The following is a 19,928-nucleotide window of genomic DNA, read 5'->3' on the forward strand; positions in this document are numbered from 1 at the left end:
GGCCCATGGTGGGGCTGGCCCCCTGTCCCCTAGGGGGTGAGGGTCAGGGTCAAGTGGGTGGATCACCGGATGGGTCGGCGGCCGGGGATTCCGTAACTTCGACGTGTGACCGCGAGACGCGGGCACGGACCATTCGAAGAGCGGAGGCACCCATGTCGGCTCCTACGCACACCCGGCCCCATCCGGCGACCCGGGCCGGCGCCGACAGCCGGCTGCCCTGGTGGGCCCTCGCCCTGCCCACGCTCGCCTTCGTCGCGCTGCTCGTGCTGATCCTGAACCCGTCCGACGCCCAGGCGTCCACCGGTGACCCCGTGATCACTCACCTCTTCGAGCGGGTCCAGCAGCTGATAACCCGCTGAGCACGGCTGAAGACGGTGGTCAACTCCCTGCGCCCCATGGCCTGTTTCGTGCGAAGCTGGATCTTATGAGCGTCGCAGAACCCCGCAGGATTGTCCTCTTCCGCCATGCGAAAGCCGACTGGCCACAGGTGAGCGATCACGAGCGTCCGCTCGCCGACCGGGGCCGAAAAGAATCGGCGGAGGCCGGGCGCAGGCTGGCCGACACCGGCCTCCCCTTCGACCTGGCCCTCTGCTCCACCGCGGTCCGGACCCGGGAGACCTGGAAGCTCGCCGTCCAGGAGTTCCCGCAGCGGCCGAAAACCGTCTACGAGGAGCGGATCTACGAGGCCTCGCCGGGCGAACTGATCGCCCTGCTCAACGAGACCCCCGACGACGCGCAGAACATCCTCGTGATCGGCCACAACCCAGGCGTCCAGGGCCTCGCCGACATCCTGGCGGGCACGGCCGAGGGTGACGCCCGCGACCGCATGAGCCGCCGTGGGTTCCCGGCCGCCGCCTTCGCCGTCCTGTCCTTCACCGGCTCGTGGAAGAGCGTGGAGCCGGGCGTGGGCACGCTGCTGGACTACTGGGCACCGACCGAGTGACCGACTTCGGGTGATCGGAGTCCGGCACCGGTGGGTGCCGGGCTCTCCCGGCCGGTTCAGACCGTGTCGCCGGGGCCCGACCGTGTCGCCGGTCCGTACCGTGTTGCCGGTTCAGACCGTGTCGAGGGTGTCCGCCACCTCGACCTCTTCGCGCGTGATGCCCAGCAGGTACAGCACGGTGTCCAGGAAGGGAAAGTTCACCGCGGTGTGCGCGGCCTGGCGCACCACCGGCTTGGCGTTGAAGGCGACGCCCAGACCGGCCGCGTTCAGCATGTCCAGGTCGTTGGCCCCGTCACCGATCGCCACGGTCTGCGACAGCGGCACACCCGCCTCGGCGGCGAACCGGCGCAGCAGCCGGGCCTTGCCGGCCCGGTCGACGATCTCGCCCGTGACCTTGCCCGTCAGCTTCCCGTCGACGATCTCCAGCGTGTTGGCGTGAGCGAAGTCCAGCCCGAGCCGTTCCTTCAGATCGTCGGTGACCTGGGTGAAACCGCCGGAGACGACGCCGACTTGGTAGCCGAGCCGCTTCAGCGTACGGATCAGGGTGCGGGCGCCCGGCGTCAGCCGCACCTCGCTGCGCACCTTGTCCACGACCGAGGCGTCCAGCCCCTCCAGCAGCGCCACGCGCGCGTGCAGGGACTGCTCGAAGTCCAGCTCGCCGCGCATCGCGGCCGCCGTCACCTCGGCGACCTTGTCCTCGCAGCCGGCGTGCGCGGCGAACAGCTCGATGACCTCGTCCTGGATGAGCGTCGAGTCGACGTCCATGACGACCAGGCGCTGCGCGCGCCGGTACAGACCGGCGGCGACGACCGCCACGTCGATGCCGAGCTTCGCCGCGTCGGGTGCCAGGGCGGTGCGCAGCGGCTCGGTCTCCACACCGGACACGGCGAACTCGACGGCGGTCACGGGGTACTTGGCGAGCCGGAAGATACGGTCGATGTTGCCGCCGGTCTTCGTGATCCGCGCGGCGATCGCAGCCGTCGCCTCCGCGGTGAGCGGATGCCCGAGCACGGTGACCAGGGAGCGGCCCAGCCCGCGCGGCCGGTTGTCGCCGAGGCCGGAGATGATCTCCGCCTGCATCTTCATCGACTCGGCCCAGCTGTGGACGGTCGCCCGCAGATCGCCCTCCAGCCCCTGGGGCGGCTCGGTCACGAGCGCGCACAGCACCATTCGGCCACGGGTGACGACCTGCTCGATGTCGACGACGTCGACGGAGTAGGCGGCGAGGGTGTCGAAGAGGCCGGCCGTGATGCCCGGACTGTCCTTGCCGAAGATCTTGACAAGGAGGGTGGGGACGTCGGAGGTCGAGGTCTGCGAAGCGCTCATGGTGGTTCTACCGTATCCGGCGGGCAGGTCACACCGCCCGTGAGGTCCGTCTGGCGGACAGCGAACAGTGGGTGTCGCGTGGGTGGCGCGAACCTTGCGTTCGGGTGCGGCGTCCCTGTCTCCCCGGATCACTCGCCGCCACGCGGTTTCCGCGGCGGCGGGGGAGGAGGCGGAGGAGGCGGCGGCCCGTCGTCCGGCCGGGCCGGCGGCCGGCGACCGCCCTTCGGGCCGGGTGGCTGCCGGGGCCCACGCGGAGGATGCCCGACCGGCCGCGCCACCGTGGGCGCGCCGTACACGTCACCGTCCCGGCGCGCAGCCGGGTCACTGCCTGGGCTGGCTTCGTGCGGTGGCTTGGGTTCGCCGGGGTGTGGGGGGTGCCCGGGTGGCGGTGGTTGTCCGGGGCGCGGTGGTGGGCTGGGGTGCTGGGCTTGGCTGGGTCGTGGGGTTTGGTCGGGGCGCGGTGGTGGGCTGGGGTGCTGGGCTTGGCCGGATCGTGGGGCTTGGCCGGGCTGCGGGGCTTGGTCGGGTCGTGGGGCTTGGTCGGTTGGCGAGGCTTGGTTCGGTCGCGGGAGGCGGCCGGGCCAGGGGGCCTCGCCCGGCGGCCGCCGACTCTCCGCTCGTTGCGGATCCTCCCGGGCCTGCCTGCCGTGCTCCGGCGGCCCATCGGACGCCGCTTCCTCGTCGGCAGGCCGCGCGTCCTCCGGTTCTCGCAGCTCGTCCGGTACCCGGAGGTACGGATTGGTGGCCGGGTTCGGCGGCCGGTACGGCATTCCCGGGGCGTACGGCCCGGCTTCCTTCCCGCTCGACGACGCGCGCCCGGCGCCAGCCTCGCCCCGGACCCCGGACGGCCCGGCGCCGACGTCGTATCCGGCTTGCCCCGCACCGGCCCCTGGCCCGGCTGGCCCGGCACTCGCGTCGCCCCCGGCCTGCCCGTACCCGGCCCACCCAGCACCGGACCGGCTCCCTGCTCCACCGACCCCAGACACACCGGCCCCAGACACACCGACCCCGGCCACCCCCGCCCCCGCCCCCGCCCCCCGAGCCAAAGCCGACGCCCACCGCCCCGCAGCCCCGCTCGCCCACGCGAGCAACGCCCCCACCGCCCCGGCCCCCGCACCCCACACCGCGCCCAGCAGCAGGGCCGTGCCGAGGTGCCCGTGCAGTTCGATGCCCGCGCCGAACGCGTCGAAGCCGAGCACGGACAGGGAGGCGGTCACGGACACGTCCGTCAGCCAGACGAGCAACGGCAGGGCCGGCGCGGTCGCGACCCCCAGCCGCAGCCCACACCGCCCCGCGAAACCGAGGGCACCCGAACCCCGTACGTCCCCAGGGCCAGGCCCCCCTGACACACCCCCCACCGGCGTCCGCACCGCCGTCAACACCCCCGCCAGCAGCATCATCGAGGCCGCCGCCACCCCCAGCAGCCACACCCGCCCGTCCAACTCGGCCAGCCGCCCCAGCGTCACCGGCTGGTCGGAGCGGACCGCGAGAAGGTCGTCCAGGGGGTCCGGCAGGAGGCGGGTCAGTTCACCCGTAGCCCGGCCGTCCCACGGCACGAGCAGGCCGATCGGGACGCCCAGCCACACCCCGTTCGGTGCCCCGAGCAGTGCCGCGCCGACGATGCGCCGCGGATGGTCGTCGCCGGTCGCCGCGTACGCCGCCGCCGCGAGCCCCGCCGCCACGGCCACCAGCAGCACGGTCACCACCGCGGAAACGGCGGGCCGTACGACCCGGTGCACGGCCTCCCAGCCCCGGGGCAGCGGCGTGTGGCGCGACGCCAGCAGGGCGATGAGCAACAGCCCGGCCGACCAGCCGAGCCCGCCGAGCAGCGTGGGCGCGGTGTCGACCGTGAAACCGACCGCCGCCTGCGCGTCGACCAGGTCGCCGAGCCGGTCCGGCAGCAGTCCGCCGATGTCCCCGATGGACCCGAGCCCGGGGATCTCCACGCCTCCGCCCTCGCCGCCCCCGGTCAGGTCGTCCAGGCCCAGCGCGCCGCCGTCGATCGTGATGACGTCGTGCCCGGCCCAGGCCAGCCCGCCCAGCATCGCCACGAACAGCGCGACCACCGAGCCCGCACGCGCCAGGAGTTCGGCCGGCGATATCACAACTCCCGCCGCCCGCAAGGACCGTAGGAAGAAGTACGACAGCAGCACCGCCCCGACCAGGCTCACCCCCAGTGGCGTGATCTCGATGGCCGTGTCCGCTTCCGCGCCCGTGAGACCGAACGCCGACACATCACCGGACGGCGTGACCGAACCACCCGCCCCAAGCGCCACCACCGCCGCGGTCATCGGCCCCAAGGAGCCCGCCGCGTCCGCCTCCAGCAGCCGCAGACCCAGCGCCGCCGTACCCGCCATCCCGATCAACGCCCAGCTCACGGCGGCGACGGCGGACATCAGCACGTCCCCCCACGGCACACGTGTGCCGTCCCTCGCCGTCTCGGCACCTGTACCCGCACCCATGGCAGACCCCCCGATCCGCTGCGCGGCGGGAACACCGCGCATGTCCCCCTCGCGTCGAAATACCACTCTCCGGCCCGTTTTCAACCCCGTCAACGGAAACGGCTGAAGCGCCCGAACGCGGTCTTCGCAAGGCCCGACTTTCGGTCAGACGGCCGCTCCTGAAATAGTTCCACCCGATGTTCGACATCCCTAGACTCCCCATGTCGGGGGTAACTCGGGGGACAACTCAGTGGGGCATGGAGTGCCGGAACTCGTACTGGAATCAAACGGACGTACCTGGACGCTTGATCCGTCCAGGGCATACACCCTCGGACGTGATCCGCAGGGGGACGTCGTCTTCGACGACGCCAGGGTCTCCTGGCGTCACGCCACGGTCAGCTTCAACGGCCGCAGTTGGGTCATCGAGGACCACGGCAGCACCAACGGAACGTTCGTGCAGGGACAGCGGATCCATCAGATGGAGCTCGGCCCCGGATCGGCGGTGCACCTGGGCAACGCGACCGACGGCCCGCGCCTGAATCTGTCCGGTGCGGCGGCCTCCGTCGCCACGCCGCAGGCCCAGCCCCAACAGCAACCGTACGCCGCGCAGGGCGCGAACCCCGGGTGGGCCCAGCAGGCGCCGCACCCTCAGGCGCCCCACCAGCAGGCCCAGGCCGGCTGGCAGCAGCCGCAGCAGCCGCAGCAGCCCGCGGCGCACATCCCGCAGCAGCAGGGTCCCGGCGGCGTCGCGGGGGCGCCGCCGGTCTACGGCGACCGCAGCCCGACCACGTTCCACCAGTTCTCCCTCGGCCGCGTGATGCGCATCGGCCGTGCCCTGGAGAACGAGCTGGTCGTCTCCGACCTCCAGGTCTCCCGGAACCACGCCGAGTTCCACGCGACGCCCGACGGCCGCATGGAGATCCGCGACCTGGGCTCGCACAACGGCACCTACGTCAACGGCCAGCCGATCCCCAAGGGCGGCACACAGCTGCTCGGCCCGACCGATGTCGTCGGCGTCGGTCACTCGACGTTCCGGATCGTCGGCGACCGGCTCGAGGAGTTCGTCGACACCGGTGAGGTGTCCTTCTCCGCCCGCCACCTGACCGTCACGGTCGACGGCGGCAAGCAGATCCTCAAGGACGTCTCCTTCGGTGTCCCGGAGAAGTCGCTGATCGCGGTCATCGGCCCATCAGGATCCGGCAAGTCCACCCTGCTCAAGGCGCTCACCGGCTACCGCCCGGCCGACCAGGGCGAGGTTCTCTACGACAACCGGAACCTCTACAAGCAGTTCGCCGAGCTGCGCCAGCGCATCGGTCTGGTCCCGCAGGACGACATCCTGCACAAGGAGCTGACCGTCAAGAAGGCCCTCAAGTACGCGGCCAAGCTCCGCTTCCCGGCCGACACCACGGCGAGCGAGCGCGACGCCCGTATCGACGAGGTGCTGCGCGAGCTGAAGCTGGACATCCACAAGGACAAGAAGGTCACTTCCCTCTCCGGTGGCCAGCGCAAGCGCGTCTCCGTGGCCCTGGAGCTGCTCACCAAGCCGTCGCTGATCTTCCTGGACGAGCCGACCTCCGGCCTCGACCCGGGCATGGACCGCGACGTCATGCAGCTGCTGCGCGGCCTGGCGGACGACGGCCGTACGGTCCTCGTCGTCACCCACTCCGTGGCGGAGCTGGCGCTGTGCGACAAGCTGCTGGTGATGGCGCCCGGCGGCGCGGTGGCCTACTTCGGCCCGCCGGAGGAGGCGCTGAACTTCTTCGGCTACGACACCTGGGCCGATGTCTTCTCCGCCTTCGAGAACTACCGCGACTACGACTGGGCGGGCCGCTGGAAGGGCTCGCAGCACTACCAGATGTACGCCGCGGACATCGACGCCGTAGCGCCGCAGTCCGTACAGGGTCCGCCGATGCAGGCGATGAAGCCGCCGAAGCCGCAGGGCTGGATGTCCCAGTTCGTCACGCTGGTGCGGCGCTACGTCTCGGTGATCGCGTCCGACAAGGGCTTCCTCGCCCTGATGGTGATCCTGCCGGCCGTGCTCGGCGCCGTGAGCCTGCTCATCGACGCGGACCGGGGCCTGCTGCCCAACCCGGCCAACCCGCAGACCGGCCGGATCATCCCGAACGGCACGGCCACCACGGTCCTGCTGATCCTCGCGGTCGGCGCCTGCTTCGCGGGCGCGGCGAACTCGGTCCGTGAGCTGATCAAGGAACGGGTCATCTACGAGCGGGAGCGCGCGACCGGCCTGTCGCGCTCGGCGTACCTGATGTCCAAGGTGTTCGTGCTCGGCATGATCACCGTCCTGCAGGGCCTGCTGGTCGGCGTCATCGGCTTCTCCAGCCGGGAGATCCCCGAGGAGGGCCTGGTCTTCGGCAGCGCCACGCTGCTGGAGCTGTCCGTGCCGATCATGGCGCTGGGATTCACCTCGATGATGTTCGGCCTGATCATCTCGTCGCTGGTCAAGACCGCTGAGAAGACCATGCCGCTGCTGGTGATGTTCGCGATCATCCAGGTCGTCTTCACGGGCTGCCTGTTCACACTGCACGGCTCGATCGGCGTCAACCAGTTCTCGTTCCTGATGCCGTCGCGCTGGGCGGTCGCCGCCTCCGGTGCCACGCTGGACTTCAACAAGATCAGCCCGCCCGAGACGGCCGGCGACACCGACCCGCTCTGGGAGCACACGGTCGGGGCCTGGGCCATGGACATGGGCGCGCTCCTCGTCCTCGGCGTGATCTGCGGCTTCTTCGTGGCCCGCTTCCTGCGCCGCCACGAGCCCGAGGTCATGCGCAAGTAGGCACGGGCCTTCAGGCAGGCACAGCCACGACGCCCGAAGGGCGGCACCCCGTCAGGAGGGTGCCGCCCTTCGGCGTTCCGTACAGCGAGCAGAGGTCCGCGCCGGCCTCAGTACGCGCTGTCGACGTTGTCCATCGAGCCGTACTTGTCGGCCGCGTAGTTGCAGGCGGCGGTGATGTTGGCTACCGGGTCGTAGATGTCCCAGGAGGTGCCGGGGACGTGCCAGTGCTTGAAGGTCGGCGGGATGACCTGCAGCAGGCCCTTCGACGGGATGCCGTTGATGGCGTTGATGTCCCAGTTGTTGATCGCCTTCGGGTTACCCGAGGACTCGCGGATGATGTTGCGCTTGATGCCGTCGTAGGAGCCGGGGATCCCGTGCTTCTTCATGACGTCGAGCGACTCGCGGATCCAGCCGTCGAGGTTGTTCGGGTAGCTCTTGGCGGCGGCCTTCTTGGCCTCGGCGCGCTTGGCGGCGCGGCTCGCGGCCTCCTTGGCCTTGCGCTCGGCCTCGGCCTTCTTCTTCGCCGCCTCGGCGGCGGCCTTCTTCTTGGCGGCGGCAGCGGCGTCGGCCTTCTTCTTCGCCGCGACCTGCTCCGCCTTCACCGTGGCACTGGCCATCTGGTCGGTGACGCTGGCCTTGACGTCCTTGATCTGCTCGGTGCTGAACGCCACCGCAGCCGGCTGAGCGGCCTCGGTCGTGGTCTTGGTCGAGGCGCCGCTCGGTACCGCGGAGACTCCGATGGCGACGGCGCCGAGGGTGGCGACACCGGCCATGGCGATCTTGTGGTGACGGGTCAGGCTACGACTCTGAACACGGCTGAAGATGTTCTTGGGCATGCTGCTGTGGACCTCTTCGAATAGCGCGGGAGTCGCTCGGCGTCCGGCGTTGGACTCGGTGTGTTTCCGACACGAACGCCGCGGAGGTGAACCCACGGCGCTGAGCGACGCCAGCAATTCTTAGCGGCCGCAAAATGGCGTGGCAAAGGTGTGACGTACGAAGTCAGATAGTGGATCAGGGAGGGGCAAATCGGGGCAGATTAGACCGTATGGCCCGCTCAATAGGTGGGGCTTTGTCTCCTATGCACTTTCGTACGTGACGTGGGTCCTATGCGCGGGCTCACATCGGGCGGCACCCCTTCTCACCACCCGTTGCACAAGCGATGCTCTGCGTGAGGGTTCTCTCACGGCAGGACGAGGTGCACGTCCCCGAACTCGTGCCACAGGTACCGGCCCTGGAGCGCAGCCTTGTAGCCACGCTCGATCGCCACCCGCCCCGCGACCGCCTCCAGCATCAGCAGATGCGAGGCCTCGGGCTCGTGCAGCCCGGTCAGCAGCCCGTCCACCACCCGCACCCCGCGCTCCGGCGTGACGACGAGATCCGTCCACCCCGCGCGCGTGTGTACGACCCCGTCGGAGCCCACCGCCGACTCCACGGCCCGCACCGCCGTCGTCCCGACCGCCACCACCCGGCCTCCGCCGGCCTTCGAGGCGTTGATCAGCCGCGCCGACGCCTCGGGCACCGCGAAGCGCTCCGGATACGGCGGCTCGTGCATCTCCGCCGATGCCACCCCCGTGTGCAGCGTGACCGGCGCGAACTGCACGCCCCGGCTCACCAGCTCCGCCACCACCCGCGCCGTGAAGGGCCGCGCCGCACTCGGCATCTCCGCACTGCCCGCCCCGTCCGCGGACGGCAGCGCGAACACCGTCTGGTAGGCGGACAACGGCTGGTCGCGCTCCGTATAGGAGTAGCGAATGGGCCGCCCGTGCGCCCGCAGCAGCCCCGGCACGTCAGGCCCGGCGGCCCGCGCCCACCACAGCCGCCCGCTCCGCCCGCTCAGCGGCTCCTCAAGAACCAGCCCCCCACCTCCCGGCAGGCACACCTCCGTACCCGCGGGTCCTCCGGCACGCGCGCGCGTGGTGCCCCGCCCGTCGGGCTCCCGCAGCTCCACCGCCCAGCGGCCGTCGTCCCCGCGCGTGGAGAAATGCACCACCACGCGCGCGTGCCCGAGCCACCCGTCGACGGCCGACGCCAGCGTGGCCGAGGTGTTGACCACGAGCAGATCGCCGGCCCGCAGCAGCAGCGGCAGCTCCCTGAACGTGTGATGCGCCACCTCCGCACCCCGCGACACCAGCATCCGCACGGCGTCCCGCTCCAGTCCGGCACCCCGCTGCTCCACCGGGACCCGGGCCGACAGCTCCTCCGGTACCCGCACGGTCGGCGTCATCGGACCCCGTCCACCAGAGCCGGAGCCCCGTACCGCCCGCTCGCCGGCCGCTCGTCCAGCAGCCGCAGGAACCCCGGCACCGCAGTCGCCGGCTCCGGCCGCGGATCGTGATCGTCCGGTACGGCCGCCGCGTACAGGTCCGTGGCCATGTCCCCGGGGTCCACCGCCCAGACCCGCAGCCCCGGCTCCTCCACGGCGAGCACCGCCACCAGCTGGTCGAGTGCCGCCTTGGACGCCCCGTAACCGCCCCAGGTCTCGTACGCCTCGGCGGCAGCGTCGGAGCTGATCGCGATGACTGAGCCCGCCCGCGAGGCCCGCAGCAGCGGCAGCGCCTCCTGGACCAGGCCCAGCCCCGCCACCAGGTTCACGTCCAGCGCCCGCCGCAGCCCCTCCAAGGGCAGCTCCTCCAGCCGCACCAGCGGTTCGGCGCCCAGCGCGCTCGCGTTGTGCACCAGCAGGTCGACGCCGCCGAGCCGCCATGCCGCCGACACCAGTGCCGCACGGTGTGCGGCGTCCGTGACGTCCCCGGGCAGGGCGGTCACGCGCGTGCCGTACGCGGAGACCGCCTCTGCCGCGTCCCTCAGGACTTCGGCGCCCCTCGCATCGAGCACCAGATCCCAGCCCCGTCCGGCCAGGGCCTCCGCGAGCGCCCGGCCCAGGCCCTTCGAGGCCCCGGTGATGATCGCAACCGGCATGATCCGCTCCCTCGTCGTGATCGTGTGCCCTCAACGTAGGAACGGCACCACCCGGACCGCCTCGGACACGGGCCGCAGACCACCGGGTCCCTTCGCCCTACGCCACCGGCCCGACGCCCCCGGTCCTACGCCACGCCGCCCGGCCGCGTCGGCCCCGCGACCTAGGCCCACCGGACCCGGCGCCACCGCCACCGGTCCGATCCGCGCTGTCACAGCCCGCCGGTACCGTGAGGACATGAGTCACGGTCCACGGTCCGGCCTCGCCGCGGTGAGCTCCGCGTTGCTGGCCATGAGCAGGCATCTCGAGGTGCGCGATGTCCTCAAGACGATCGTCGCCTCGGCCCGCGAGCTGCTCGACGCGCAGTACGCCGCGCTCGGCGTCCCGGACGACCACGGCGGCTTCGCCCAGTTCGTGGTCGACGGCGTCAGCGAGGAGCAGTGGAAGGCCATCGGCCCGCTCCCGCGCCAGCACGGCATCCTCGCCGCGATGCTCCACGAGGCCAGGGCCGAGCGCCTCGCCGACGTCCGCAAGGACCCCCGCTTCGAGGGCTGGCCGAGCGCCCACCCCGACCTGGTCGACTTCCTGGGCCTGCCGATCCGCGACGGCGACGAGGTCATCGGCGCGCTGTTCCTCGCCAACAAGCTGCGTCCTGTGGAGGGACACCCCCCACACCCCCCGTGTCCAGAATCCGAAGGCAGTTGCGGCTTCACCCAGGACGACGAGGAACTGCTCGGCATACTCGCCCAGCACGCGGCGATCGCCCTCACCAACGCCCGCCTCTACGAACGCAGCCGCGAACTCACCATCGCCGAGGAACGTTCCCGCCTCGCCCACGAACTGCACGACGCGGTCAGCCAGAAGCTCTTCTCCCTCCGCCTGACCGCCCAGGCCGCGGCCCGCCTGGTGGACCGGGACCCCTCCCGCGCCAAGGGCGAACTCCAGCAGGTGGCGGCCCTCGCCGCCGAGGCCGCCGACGAACTGCGTGCCGCCGTCGTCGAGTTGCGCCCCGCCGCCCTCGACGAGGACGGCCTCGTGGCCACCCTCCGGACGCAGGCCCAGGTCCTCGACCGCGCCCACTCCGCCCGCGTCACCTTCGCCGGCCGCGGTGTGAAGGCCCTGCCCGCCTCCCAGGAGGAGGCCGTCCTGCGGGTCGCCCAGGAAGCCCTGCACAACGCACTGCGCCACTCCGGCGCCGACCACGTCGACGTGACCCTGGACCGCCGCGGCAGCGGAGCCGTCCTGAGGGTCACCGACGACGGCAGCGGCTTCGACCCGCTGGCGGTCCGCCGCGCGGGACGCCACCTGGGCCTGGTCTCGATGCGGGACCGGGCCGACGGGGCCGGCGGCACGCTGACCGTGGAATCGGCGCCCGGCAAGGGCACCACGATCGAGATGGAGGTCCCCGGTGGCTGACGCAATCAAGGTGCTGCTCGTCGACGACCACCAGGTCGTACGCCGGGGCCTGCGCACGTTCCTGGAGGTACAGGACGACATCGAGGTCGTCGGCGAGGCGGCGGACGGCGCCGAAGGAGTCGACCGCGCGGAGGAGCGGCGGCCCGACGTCATCCTCATGGACGTCAAGATGCCGGGCATGGACGGAGTCGCCGCCCTGCGCAGACTCCGCGAACTGGACAACCCCGCGCGCGTGCTGATCGTCACCAGCTTCACCGAGCAGCGCACGGTGGTCCCGGCCCTGCGCGCGGGCGCCGCCGGCTACGTCTACAAGGACGTCGACCCCGACGCCCTCGCCGGAGCCATCCGCTCCGTCCACGCCGGGCACATCCTCCTCCAGCCGGAGGTCGCCGACGCCCTGCTGTCCCAGGAGGAGGCCAACTCGGGCCCCGGCAGGGCCGGTTCGCTCACCGACCGGGAGCGCGAGGTGCTCGGCCTGATAGCGGACGGCCGCTCCAACCGGGAGATCGCCCGAGCCCTCGTCCTCTCCGAGAAGACCGTCAAGACCCACGTCTCGAACATCCTGATGAAACTCGACCTGTCCGACCGAACACAGGCCGCCCTGTGGGCCGTTCGCCATGGCGTGACCGGCTGACACGCTCACCCCACGGCAACACGGAGGGTTCCATTCCGGACTGAGATTCATACTGTCGTGGGAACGTCCCTCATTTGGCGCATCCTCAGTGGGTCTCCGCCGTTCTCCAGTGCGTGCTGCGGCGCCTGCCGCGGCAATCGCAAGGAGGGCTCAGAAGTGAAGAACCTGAAGAAGGCCGCTGCCGTGACGATGGTGACCGGTGGCCTGCTGGCCGCGGGCGCGGGCATCGCCTCCGCCACCAGCGCGCACGCCGACGGCCAGGCCGTGGGCTCCCCGGGCGTCGGCTCGGGCAACGTCGTCCAGGCCCCGGTGCACGTCCCGGTCAACGTGTCCGGCAACAGCGTGAACGTTGTGGGCGTCCTGAACCCCGCCTTCGGCAACCACGCCGTCAACCACTGACGCCCCACCTCCGTCTCCGAGCCGGAGGTGACACCGGCCTCCCAGCACGCCTGGGAGGCCGGTCAGGCATGTACTGGGTCGGCTCAGCCTGCGGGCAGTCGTGCCGCTGGGGCGGCACGGGTGGGCGCTGGGGGTACTCGAAGAGCTTGGGGGAGGCACGAGGCACTCCGCTACGCCGGGCTACACACCCACCCGCCTCCAGCACGGACGCCGAGCGCCTCCACAACCGACGGTCACCGCACCCCCCGCTCCCGCTCCTCCACAACGGAGTTGTACGCCGCGACCTGCGCCCGCCGAGCCGTCCGCTCCACCGGCCGCAACGCCTCCCTCCGCGCAGAGATCTCAGACGCACTCACCGCACCACCGTGCCCACTCTCCGTCGCCACAGCGATGAGCGTCCCCACCCGCTGCGCCAACTCCAGCACCCGCACCGCCCGCGACGGATACCCGGGCGCCAGCACCTCCCGCCCCCGCTCGGCCCGCGCCCGATACGCATCGACCGCCGCCTCCGCCACCGGCCCCGCCCCGGCCACATCCAGCCGCGTCAGCACTTCGGTCGCGTCCCTGAGCGCCTCCGCCAGCTCCCGCTCCGCCTCGCCCAGCGACGGCACATCCGCAGGCGGCGCCTCCCGCACGGTCAGCACATGCCACACCACCTCGACCTGCACTCCTTCGGGCCCGGCCTCGTACACGTCCGGCACCAACCCGAGGGCGGCCCCGTAACAGACCACCGCCTCCTCGGCCTCCAGCGCCCGCGCGTTGAACTCCGGCGGCCCACTCAGCCCCAGCGGATGCCCCGGCGCGGGCAGCGCCACCCGCAGTCCGGTCACCCCGAGCGTCCTCAGCCGCCCCAGCGCGAGCGTCAGTCCGACCTGGCCCGACTCACCCGGCAGCCCCTCCACCCGGTGCACCGCGTCCTCACCGACGATGGCGAGCACGGCGTCGTCCGGAGAGACAAGTCCGGCCAAAAGGGCATTTCCCCAAGCTGCGAGACGTCCAGCGCGCGGTTCCATGAGCATGTCCCCACCCTAGGACCCTCCAAGGACCGGACCGAGGGAATGTCCCGGCCGACCGGTGGCGTAGATTTCATGGAGGGCTGCGCCCACCGGCGCGGCGGACCGAGCCACAGGCTTACGCGACAGCCGAGACCGGCCACACTGCAAGGGGAGACAACGCGCTCATGAGCGATGTTCTGGAGCTTCAGGACGTATCCGTGGTCCGCGAGGGCCGGGCTCTGGTGGACCAGGTCTCCTGGTCGGTCAAGGAGGGCGAGCGCTGGGTCATCCTGGGCCCGAACGGCGCCGGCAAGACCACCCTCCTCAACCTCGCTTCCACCTACCTCTTCCCCAGCTCGGGCACCGCCGCCATCCTCGGCGAGACCCTCGGCAGGCCCGGCACCGACGTCTTCGAGCTGCGCCCGCGCATCGGCATGGCCGGCATCGCCATGTCCGAGAAGCTCCCCAAGCGCCAGACGGTCCTGGAGACGGTGCTGACCGCCGCGTACGGCATGACCGCCACCTGGCACGAGGACTACGAGGAGATCGACGAACAGCGCGCCCGCGCCTTCCTCGACCGCCTCGGCATGAGCGAGTACCTGGAGCGCAAGTTCGGCACGCTCTCCGAGGGCGAGCGCAAGCGCACCCTCATCGCCCGTGCCCTGATGACCGACCCCGAGCTGCTGCTCCTCGACGAGCCCGCCGCCGGCCTCGACCTCGGCGGCCGCGAGGACCTCGTCCGCCGCCTCGGCCGTCTCGCCCGCGACCCCATCGCCCCCTCGATGCTCATGGTCACCCACCACGTCGAGGAGATCCCCCCGGGCTTCACGCACGTCCTCATGATCCGCCAGGGCAAGGTCCTCGCCGCCGGCCCGATGGAGCTCGAACTCACGTCCCGCAACCTCTCCCTCTGCTTCGGCCTCCCGCTCGTCGTCGAACAGGCGGGCGAGCGCTGGACGGCGCAGGGCCTTCCGCTCTCCTGACCCGGCCCACCGCCACACAAATCCCAAAGCAAGAACGGCATTTCACACGCTGGGCGCCCTGTCGGCGACAGGGCCCTCGGACCTACCATGACCATGTGGAAATCGACGCATGGCTGTGGTGGCTGATCGGCGCGACAGCGCTCGGCATCGCGCTCGTGGTCACCGCGATGCCCGAACTCGGCATGCTCGCGGTGGGCGCCATCGGCGCCGCGGTGGTCAGCGGCGTCTTCGGCGGCGGAGCCGTCGCCCAGGTCGTCGTCTTCGCCGTCATCTCGACGGCGGGCATCGCCGTCGTACGGCCCATCGCGAACCGGCATCGCGCCCAGCGGCCCCAACTCGCCACCGGCGTGGACGCGTTGAAGGGCAGACAAGCCGTCGTCCTGGAACGCGTCGACGCCTCCGGCGGACGGATCAAGCTCGCCGGAGAGGTCTGGTCGGCCCGCGCCCTCGACACGGACCGTGCTTACGAAGTAGGCCAGGAAGTGGACGTCGTGGACATCGAGGGAGCCACTGCGATCGTCATGTGACCTCGCAGGACGTAACTGGAGTGAACTCCTCGCCAGCTACGCGACGGTCTGACAGACTCGACCAGCAAGATCTTCGACAACCATAAGATCTGCCGAAGACGCCGAGGCGGAGAAGGGTACGGGGAACGACGATGGAACCGATCATCATCGTCCTGATCATTCTGGTGGTGTTGGTCTTCATCGCCCTGATCAAGACGATCCAAGTCATCCCACAGGCCAGCGCGGCCATCGTCGAGCGCTTCGGCCGCTACACGCGGACACTCAACGCGGGCCTCAACATCGTCGTCCCGTTCATCGACACCATCCGCAACCGCATCGACCTGCGCGAACAGGTCGTCCCGTTCCCGCCGCAGCCGGTGATCACCCAGGACAACCTGGTCGTCAACATCGACACCGTCATCTACTACCAGGTGACCGACGCGCGGGCCGCGACGTACGAAGTCGCCAGCTACATCCAGGCGATCGAGCAGCTCACGGTCACCACGCTCCGCAACATCATCGGTGGCATGGACCTGGAGCGGACCCTGACCTCCCGCGAGGAGATCAACGCGGCCCTGCGCGGCGTCCTCGACGAGGCCACCGGCAAGTGGGGCATCCGCGTCAACCGCGTCGAACTCAAGGCGATCGAGCCGCCCACCTCCATCCAGGACTCGATGGAGAAGCAGATGCGCGCCGACCGCGACAAGCGCGCCGCCATCCTCCAGGCCGAAGGTGTCCGGCAGTCCGAGATCCTGCGCGCCGAAGGCGAGAAGCAGTCCCAGATCCTGCGCGCCGAAGGTGAGGCGAAGGCAGCCGCACTGCGCGCCGAGGGCGAGGCCCAGGCCGTCCGTACGGTCTTCGAGGCCATCCACGCCGGCGACCCGGACCAGAAGCTGCTCTCCTACCAGTACCTCCAGATGCTCCCCAAGATCGCCGAAGGCGACGCCAACAAGCTCTGGATCGTCCCCAGCGAGATCGGCGACGCCCTCAAGGGCCTTTCCGGCGCCATGGGCAACTTCGGTGGCATGGGCGGTGGTTCCGGCAACGGAGGCGCGTCCGGAGGCGGCGTCCCCGCCCAGGAACGCCGCGAGAAGCCGTCCCTCGACTGACCCGACACGCACGAAGGGGGCCCGCTTCCCGGGGAAGCGGGCCCCCTTTCGTTGTGACAGCTAGGCCGCAGGCTGGGCCAGCCACTCCGGCAGCGCGTCGAAGTCGTCCTGCCCCAGCGCCAGCAGCATCGCGTCCGCCGGAGTCGGCTCGAACGGGTGCCGCAGCAGCGGCATCCCCGCCTCCTCCGGAGTCCGGTTCGCCTTACGGTGATTGTCCTCCGCACAAGAGGCCACCGTGTTCAGCCACGTGTCCTGACCCCCCTGCGACCGCGGCACCACATGGTCGACGGTCGTCGCCCGCCTTCCGCAGTACGCGCACCGGTGCCGGTCCCGGACCAGCACACCCCGCCTCGACCACGGCGCTCGTCTTCGGAAGGGCACCCGTACGTACTGGCAGAGCCTGATCACACGGGGCGCCGGTATGTCGACCGCGGCTCCCCGCATCCGCAGTTCGGGGTGGGCCTGCTCGACGACGGCCTTGTCCTGAAGCACCAGAACGACGGCTCGGTTCAGCGTCACCGTCGACAGCGGCTCGAAGCTCGCGTTGAGTACCAGCGTGTCCCGCATACCAGCCCACCTCCCGTGTGCACCGGCCCACCCCCTGGCGGGCTGGGATCAACTCTGGCCGGGCACGCCGAGATGGACAACGCAATATCTGCTGCTCCCACGGGGGGTGACCCCCGCGACCCCCGGCAACAAAAATGCCCGCTCCTGATCAATTCCAAGACCAGGAGCGGGCAAACGTTCCGTGAACGCTGGGATGGCAGGGCGGTTCGCTCAGCCTTCGGCGGGCACCTCGTACTCACCGATCAGCTGAGCCCGGCCGATCGTGTGGAACCGCAGGTTGAAGCCCACGGCGGCGGGCGAAGCCTCCGCGTCCGGTCCGAGCTTCTCCTGGTCCACGGCATACACCGTGAACACGTACCGGTGCGGCCCGTCCCCGGGCGGCGGGGCGGCACCGCCGAACTCCTTGCTGCCGTAGTCGTTACGAGCATGGATCGCGCCCTCGGGCAGACCCTCGAACTTGCCGCTGCCCGCGCCCGCCGGCAGCTCGGTCACCGACGCCGGGATGTCGAACAGCACCCAGTGCCAGAACCCGCTGCCCGTCGGGGCATCGGGGTCGTAGCAGGTCACGGCGAAGCTCCTGGTCTCGGGCGGGAAGCCCTCCCACCGCAGCTGCGGCGACGTGTTGCCGGCCGCGTAGACCTGAGCGTCCTGGAGCGTCGCACCCTCCTCGATGTCCTTGCTCGTCACCGTGAACGACGGCACGGGCGGATGGAAGTCGTGGGGGAGCGGCCGCCGCTTGAGCTCGGTCACCTCGGTACCTCCTGATCGGTTCTTGCAGTTGACCCCGAGCCTAGGGGGTGTCTAGAACCAGTTGCGCTTGCTGCCGACCTCGGAGAGCCACTGGTTGAGGTACGCCGTCCAGTCGGTCCCCTGGTAGTCGTTGAGACCCACCTGGAAGGACCGGAACGTGTCGCTGCCCTCGCTGAAGAGCCCCGGCTTCTTGTCCATCTCGAGCACCACGTCCATGGCCTGCTCGTCGGCCACGAAGCTCAGCTCGACCTGGTTCAGCCCCCGGTACTGCTGCGGCGGGTAGAACTCGATCTCCTGGTAGAACGGCAGCTTCTGCCGCGTACCCCGGATGACACCGCGCTCCATGTCCGCGTTCTTGAACCGGAACCCCAGCTGGATGAACGCGTCCAGGATCGCCTTCTGGGCCGGCAGCGGATGCACGTTGATCCGGTCCAGGTCACCGGAGTCCACCGCCCGCGCGATCTCCAGCTCCGTGGAGACCCCGATGTGCATCGAGCGCAGCTCCTGCCCGTCGATCGTCGTGATCGGCGTCTCCCACGGAATCTCCAGCCCGAACTGCACCGCGTGTACCGCGTTCGCCTGCAGCTCGAACGCCCCGCCCAGCCGTGACTTCGTGAATTCGATGTCCTGCTTGTACTCCTGGTCGCCGCTCTCCACCTCGACCTTGGCCTGCAGCCCGACCGAGAGCCCCTCGATCTGCTGGTTCACGGACCCGCCCTGAATCCGCACCTCACCCTGGACGACACCGCCCGGCACGACGTTGACCTCGTGCAGCACCGTCTCGACGGAAGCCCCGCCGGCCCCCAGGCTCGCGAGCAGCTTCTTGAACGCCATGTCTCTCCCTCTCGCCCACTACGGGTGGATCCTTGATCCATACAAACGCGATCCGGCCGTGGCCGGTTCCATGCCCTCACCCTGGCAAGGCCGGGTCCCTGAGGCCACCCCGCCGCACCACCCGTCTCCAGTACCCTCGGACGGCATGATCGCGACCCCCGACCGTACGCCCCTGTCCAGGGAGTTCTTCGACCGGCCCGTCCTCGATGTCGCCCCCGACCTCCTCGGCCGCATCCTGGTACGCACCACCCCGGACGGTCCGATCGCCCTCCGCCTCACGGAGGTCGAGGCATACGACGGTGCCGACGACCCCGGCTCCCACGCCTATCGCGGCCGCACGGCCCGCAACGACGTGATGTTCGGTCCCCCCGGGCACGTCTACGTCTACTTCACGTACGGCATGTGGTTCTGCATGAACCTGGTGTGCGGCCCCGAAGGCAAGGCGAGCGCGGTCCTGCTCCGCGCCGGCGAGATCATCGAGGGAGCCGAGCTGGCCCGCACCCGTCGACTCTCGGCCCGCAACGACAAGGAACTGGCCAAAGGCCCGGCCCGCCTGGCCACGGCCCTGGACGTGGACCGCTCCCTGGACGGCACGGACGCCTGCACCTCCGACGCCACACCCCTGAAGATCCTCACGGGCACGCCCGTACCTCGTGACCAGGTACGCAACGGCCCACGCACCGGAGTCGCGGGCGACGGGGGCAACGGCGACATCCACCCCTGGCGCTTCTGGATCGCCAACGACCCGACAGTGAGCCCCTATCGGGCCCATGTCCCGAGGCGCCGTCGAAGTTGACGCGTCCCCGCAGGATGCGTAATGTAGCCCGAGCCGCTTGACCCGGGTACGGCATTCGCCAGCAGCCGGAAGCGGCCAACCCACTACCTAGCGACTCCCCTCAGCAGGGGCGAATTCGGTGTGCCCGCATGCCTGAATTCGGTGCCGACGGACTCGATTATGAGCTGGACGGCGAATCGGTTAACGTAGTGAATGTCGAAAGGCCGACGAGCGAAAGCCAAGGCCGCCCGGCAAATCCCGCCGACAGGGAATCGGATCGAAAAAAGGATCTGATAGAGTCGGAAACGCAAGACCGAAGGGAAGCGCCCGGAGGAAAGCCCGAGAGGGTGAGTACAAAGGAAGCGACCGTTCCTTGAGAACTCAACAGCGTGCCAAAAGTCAACGCCAGATATGTTGATACCCCGTCTCCAGCATCAGCTGGGGCGAGGTTCCTTTGAAAAAACACAGCGAGGACGCTGTGAACGGTCGGGCCTATTCCGCCTGACTGTTCCGCTCTCGTGGTGTTGCACCGGATTACC

General features: G+C 70.4%; 19 protein-coding genes. 10 read left to right on the forward strand and 9 right to left on the reverse strand.

The genetic code is table 11. The features are described from left to right. The first annotated feature begins 152 nt into the window (after window positions 1-152). Together ACZ6TU_RS11160 and ACZ6TU_RS11165 are read left to right on the forward strand one after the other, a co-directional pair. The gene (locus ACZ6TU_RS11160) at window positions 153-359 is read left to right on the forward strand and encodes a hypothetical protein (RefSeq protein WP_467673588.1); all 207 of its coding nucleotides are present in this window, start codon (window positions 153-155) and stop codon (window positions 357-359) included. Between the two features lie 65 nt (window positions 360-424). Further along, window positions 425-943 (forward strand): SixA phosphatase family protein, encoded by a 519-nt coding sequence (locus ACZ6TU_RS11165; protein WP_469547828.1) that lies wholly within the window; start codon window positions 425-427, stop codon window positions 941-943. Window positions 944-1,054: 111 nt separating this feature from the next. Here the strand turns inward: ACZ6TU_RS11165 and serB are convergent, their stop codons facing one another. Together serB and ACZ6TU_RS11175 are read right to left on the reverse strand one after the other, a co-directional pair. Next, on the reverse strand, window positions 1,055-2,269 hold the full coding sequence (gene serB, locus ACZ6TU_RS11170; protein ID WP_467673584.1) for a phosphoserine phosphatase SerB: 1,215 nt from the start codon (window positions 2,267-2,269) through the stop codon (window positions 1,055-1,057). Between the two features lie 128 nt (window positions 2,270-2,397). Continuing rightward, entirely contained in the window at window positions 2,398-4,731 is a 2,334-nt protein-coding gene (locus ACZ6TU_RS11175; RefSeq protein WP_469547830.1) for a streptophobe family protein, read from the reverse strand. Window positions 4,732-4,972: 241 nt separating this feature from the next. Between ACZ6TU_RS11175 and ACZ6TU_RS11180 the strand changes: the two genes are divergently transcribed. After that, window positions 4,973-7,504: an ABC transporter ATP-binding protein/permease gene (locus ACZ6TU_RS11180; protein ID WP_469547832.1), complete on the forward strand. Its 2,532-nt coding sequence runs from the start codon at window positions 4,973-4,975 to the stop codon at window positions 7,502-7,504. A 107-nt stretch (window positions 7,505-7,611) separates the two neighbouring features. On the opposite strand, the gene ACZ6TU_RS11185 is transcribed toward ACZ6TU_RS11180, so the two are convergent. The 3 genes from ACZ6TU_RS11185 to ACZ6TU_RS11195 all read right to left on the reverse strand — a co-directional run bounded on the left by ACZ6TU_RS11185 (window position 7,612) and on the right by ACZ6TU_RS11195 (window position 10,423). Then, window positions 7,612-8,340 (reverse strand): transglycosylase SLT domain-containing protein, encoded by a 729-nt coding sequence (locus ACZ6TU_RS11185; RefSeq protein WP_469547834.1) that lies wholly within the window; start codon window positions 8,338-8,340, stop codon window positions 7,612-7,614. Window positions 8,341-8,684: 344 nt separating this feature from the next. Beyond that, on the reverse strand, window positions 8,685-9,728 hold the full coding sequence (locus tag ACZ6TU_RS11190; RefSeq protein ID WP_469547836.1) for an S-adenosylmethionine:tRNA ribosyltransferase-isomerase: 1,044 nt from the start codon (window positions 9,726-9,728) through the stop codon (window positions 8,685-8,687). Continuing rightward, entirely contained in the window at window positions 9,725-10,423 is a 699-nt protein-coding gene (locus tag ACZ6TU_RS11195) for an SDR family NAD(P)-dependent oxidoreductase (protein WP_467673574.1), read from the reverse strand. Before ACZ6TU_RS11195 ends, ACZ6TU_RS11190 begins: the two co-directional genes overlap by 4 nt. A gap of 235 nt (window positions 10,424-10,658) precedes the next feature. On the opposite strand from ACZ6TU_RS11195, the gene ACZ6TU_RS11200 reads away from it, so the two are divergent. The 3 genes from ACZ6TU_RS11200 to ACZ6TU_RS11210 all read left to right on the forward strand — a co-directional run bounded on the left by ACZ6TU_RS11200 (window position 10,659) and on the right by ACZ6TU_RS11210 (window position 12,870). After that, window positions 10,659-11,837: a GAF domain-containing sensor histidine kinase gene (locus ACZ6TU_RS11200; RefSeq protein ID WP_469547839.1), complete on the forward strand. Its 1,179-nt coding sequence runs from the start codon at window positions 10,659-10,661 to the stop codon at window positions 11,835-11,837. Further along, window positions 11,830-12,471 (forward strand): response regulator, encoded by a 642-nt coding sequence (locus tag ACZ6TU_RS11205; RefSeq protein ID WP_467673570.1) that lies wholly within the window; start codon window positions 11,830-11,832, stop codon window positions 12,469-12,471. Before ACZ6TU_RS11200 ends, ACZ6TU_RS11205 begins: the two co-directional genes overlap by 8 nt. Window positions 12,472-12,627: 156 nt before the next feature. Then, window positions 12,628-12,870, forward strand: a complete 243-nt coding sequence (locus ACZ6TU_RS11210; RefSeq protein WP_059423450.1) for a chaplin — start codon at window positions 12,628-12,630, stop codon at window positions 12,868-12,870. Between the two features lie 233 nt (window positions 12,871-13,103). Here ACZ6TU_RS11210 and ACZ6TU_RS11215 read toward each other — a convergent pair whose 3' ends face one another. Next, window positions 13,104-13,889 (reverse strand): hypothetical protein, encoded by a 786-nt coding sequence (locus ACZ6TU_RS11215; protein ID WP_467673568.1) that lies wholly within the window; start codon window positions 13,887-13,889, stop codon window positions 13,104-13,106. A gap of 161 nt (window positions 13,890-14,050) precedes the next feature. Here ACZ6TU_RS11215 and ACZ6TU_RS11220 point away from each other — a divergent pair, with 161 nt between their 5' ends. The 3 genes from ACZ6TU_RS11220 (at window position 14,051) to ACZ6TU_RS11230 (ending at window position 16,463) form a co-directional block, all read left to right on the forward strand. Next, window positions 14,051-14,848 carry an ABC transporter ATP-binding protein gene (locus tag ACZ6TU_RS11220; RefSeq protein ID WP_467673566.1) on the forward strand — a complete coding sequence of 266 codons (798 nt, stop codon included), beginning with the start codon at window positions 14,051-14,053 and terminating at the stop codon, window positions 14,846-14,848. 95 nt (window positions 14,849-14,943) lie between these two features. Next, window positions 14,944-15,375, forward strand: coding sequence for an NfeD family protein (locus tag ACZ6TU_RS11225; RefSeq protein WP_086847490.1), 432 nt, complete (start codon window positions 14,944-14,946; stop codon window positions 15,373-15,375). 131 nt (window positions 15,376-15,506) lie between these two features. Next, window positions 15,507-16,463 carry an SPFH domain-containing protein gene (locus ACZ6TU_RS11230; RefSeq protein ID WP_467673562.1) on the forward strand — a complete coding sequence of 319 codons (957 nt, stop codon included), beginning with the start codon at window positions 15,507-15,509 and terminating at the stop codon, window positions 16,461-16,463. 60 nt (window positions 16,464-16,523) lie between these two features. Here ACZ6TU_RS11230 and ACZ6TU_RS11235 read toward each other — a convergent pair whose 3' ends face one another. From ACZ6TU_RS11235 to ACZ6TU_RS11245, 3 genes are all read right to left on the reverse strand, one after another. Then, on the reverse strand, window positions 16,524-17,030 hold the full coding sequence (locus ACZ6TU_RS11235; protein WP_467673560.1) for an HNH endonuclease: 507 nt from the start codon (window positions 17,028-17,030) through the stop codon (window positions 16,524-16,526). Between the two features lie 210 nt (window positions 17,031-17,240). Continuing rightward, the gene (locus tag ACZ6TU_RS11240; protein WP_467673558.1) at window positions 17,241-17,780 is read right to left on the reverse strand and encodes a YbhB/YbcL family Raf kinase inhibitor-like protein; all 540 of its coding nucleotides are present in this window, start codon (window positions 17,778-17,780) and stop codon (window positions 17,241-17,243) included. A gap of 51 nt (window positions 17,781-17,831) precedes the next feature. After that, on the reverse strand, window positions 17,832-18,614 hold the full coding sequence (locus tag ACZ6TU_RS11245) for a sporulation protein (RefSeq protein ID WP_467673556.1): 783 nt from the start codon (window positions 18,612-18,614) through the stop codon (window positions 17,832-17,834). A 145-nt stretch (window positions 18,615-18,759) separates the two neighbouring features. Here ACZ6TU_RS11245 and ACZ6TU_RS11250 point away from each other — a divergent pair, with 145 nt between their 5' ends. Beyond that, window positions 18,760-19,410 (forward strand): DNA-3-methyladenine glycosylase, encoded by a 651-nt coding sequence (locus ACZ6TU_RS11250; protein WP_467673554.1) that lies wholly within the window; start codon window positions 18,760-18,762, stop codon window positions 19,408-19,410. Window positions 19,411-19,928 lie beyond the last annotated feature (518 nt).

It is taken from the genome of Streptomyces sp. NPDC052064 (assembly GCF_055585925.1).

What these genes read in the sequence shown, in the direction of transcription:
- ACZ6TU_RS11160 (WP_467673588.1), top strand. Translation starts at nt 153, where the DNA reads ATGTCGGCTCCTACGCACACCCGGCCCCATCCGGCGACCCGGGCCGGC.
- ACZ6TU_RS11165 (WP_469547828.1), top strand. Translation starts at nt 425, where the DNA reads ATGAGCGTCGCAGAACCCCGCAGGATTGTCCTCTTCCGCCATGCGAAA.
- serB (WP_467673584.1), bottom strand. Translation starts at nt 2,269, where the DNA reads ATGAGCGCTTCGCAGACCTCGACCTCCGACGTCCCCACCCTCCTTGTC.
- ACZ6TU_RS11175 (WP_469547830.1), bottom strand. Translation starts at nt 4,731, where the DNA reads ATGGGTGCGGGTACAGGTGCCGAGACGGCGAGGGACGGCACACGTGTG.
- ACZ6TU_RS11185 (WP_469547834.1), bottom strand. Translation starts at nt 8,340, where the DNA reads ATGCCCAAGAACATCTTCAGCCGTGTTCAGAGTCGTAGCCTGACCCGT.
- ACZ6TU_RS11190 (WP_469547836.1), bottom strand. Translation starts at nt 9,728, where the DNA reads ATGACGCCGACCGTGCGGGTACCGGAGGAGCTGTCGGCCCGGGTCCCG.
- ACZ6TU_RS11195 (WP_467673574.1), bottom strand. Translation starts at nt 10,423, where the DNA reads ATGCCGGTTGCGATCATCACCGGGGCCTCGAAGGGCCTGGGCCGGGCG.
- ACZ6TU_RS11200 (WP_469547839.1), top strand. Translation starts at nt 10,659, where the DNA reads ATGAGTCACGGTCCACGGTCCGGCCTCGCCGCGGTGAGCTCCGCGTTG.
- ACZ6TU_RS11215 (WP_467673568.1), bottom strand. Translation starts at nt 13,889, where the DNA reads ATGCTCATGGAACCGCGCGCTGGACGTCTCGCAGCTTGGGGAAATGCC.
- ACZ6TU_RS11220 (WP_467673566.1), top strand. Translation starts at nt 14,051, where the DNA reads ATGAGCGATGTTCTGGAGCTTCAGGACGTATCCGTGGTCCGCGAGGGC.
- ACZ6TU_RS11230 (WP_467673562.1), top strand. Translation starts at nt 15,507, where the DNA reads ATGGAACCGATCATCATCGTCCTGATCATTCTGGTGGTGTTGGTCTTC.
- ACZ6TU_RS11235 (WP_467673560.1), bottom strand. Translation starts at nt 17,030, where the DNA reads ATGCGGGACACGCTGGTACTCAACGCGAGCTTCGAGCCGCTGTCGACG.
- ACZ6TU_RS11245 (WP_467673556.1), bottom strand. Translation starts at nt 18,614, where the DNA reads ATGGCGTTCAAGAAGCTGCTCGCGAGCCTGGGGGCCGGCGGGGCTTCC.
- ACZ6TU_RS11250 (WP_467673554.1), top strand. Translation starts at nt 18,760, where the DNA reads ATGATCGCGACCCCCGACCGTACGCCCCTGTCCAGGGAGTTCTTCGAC.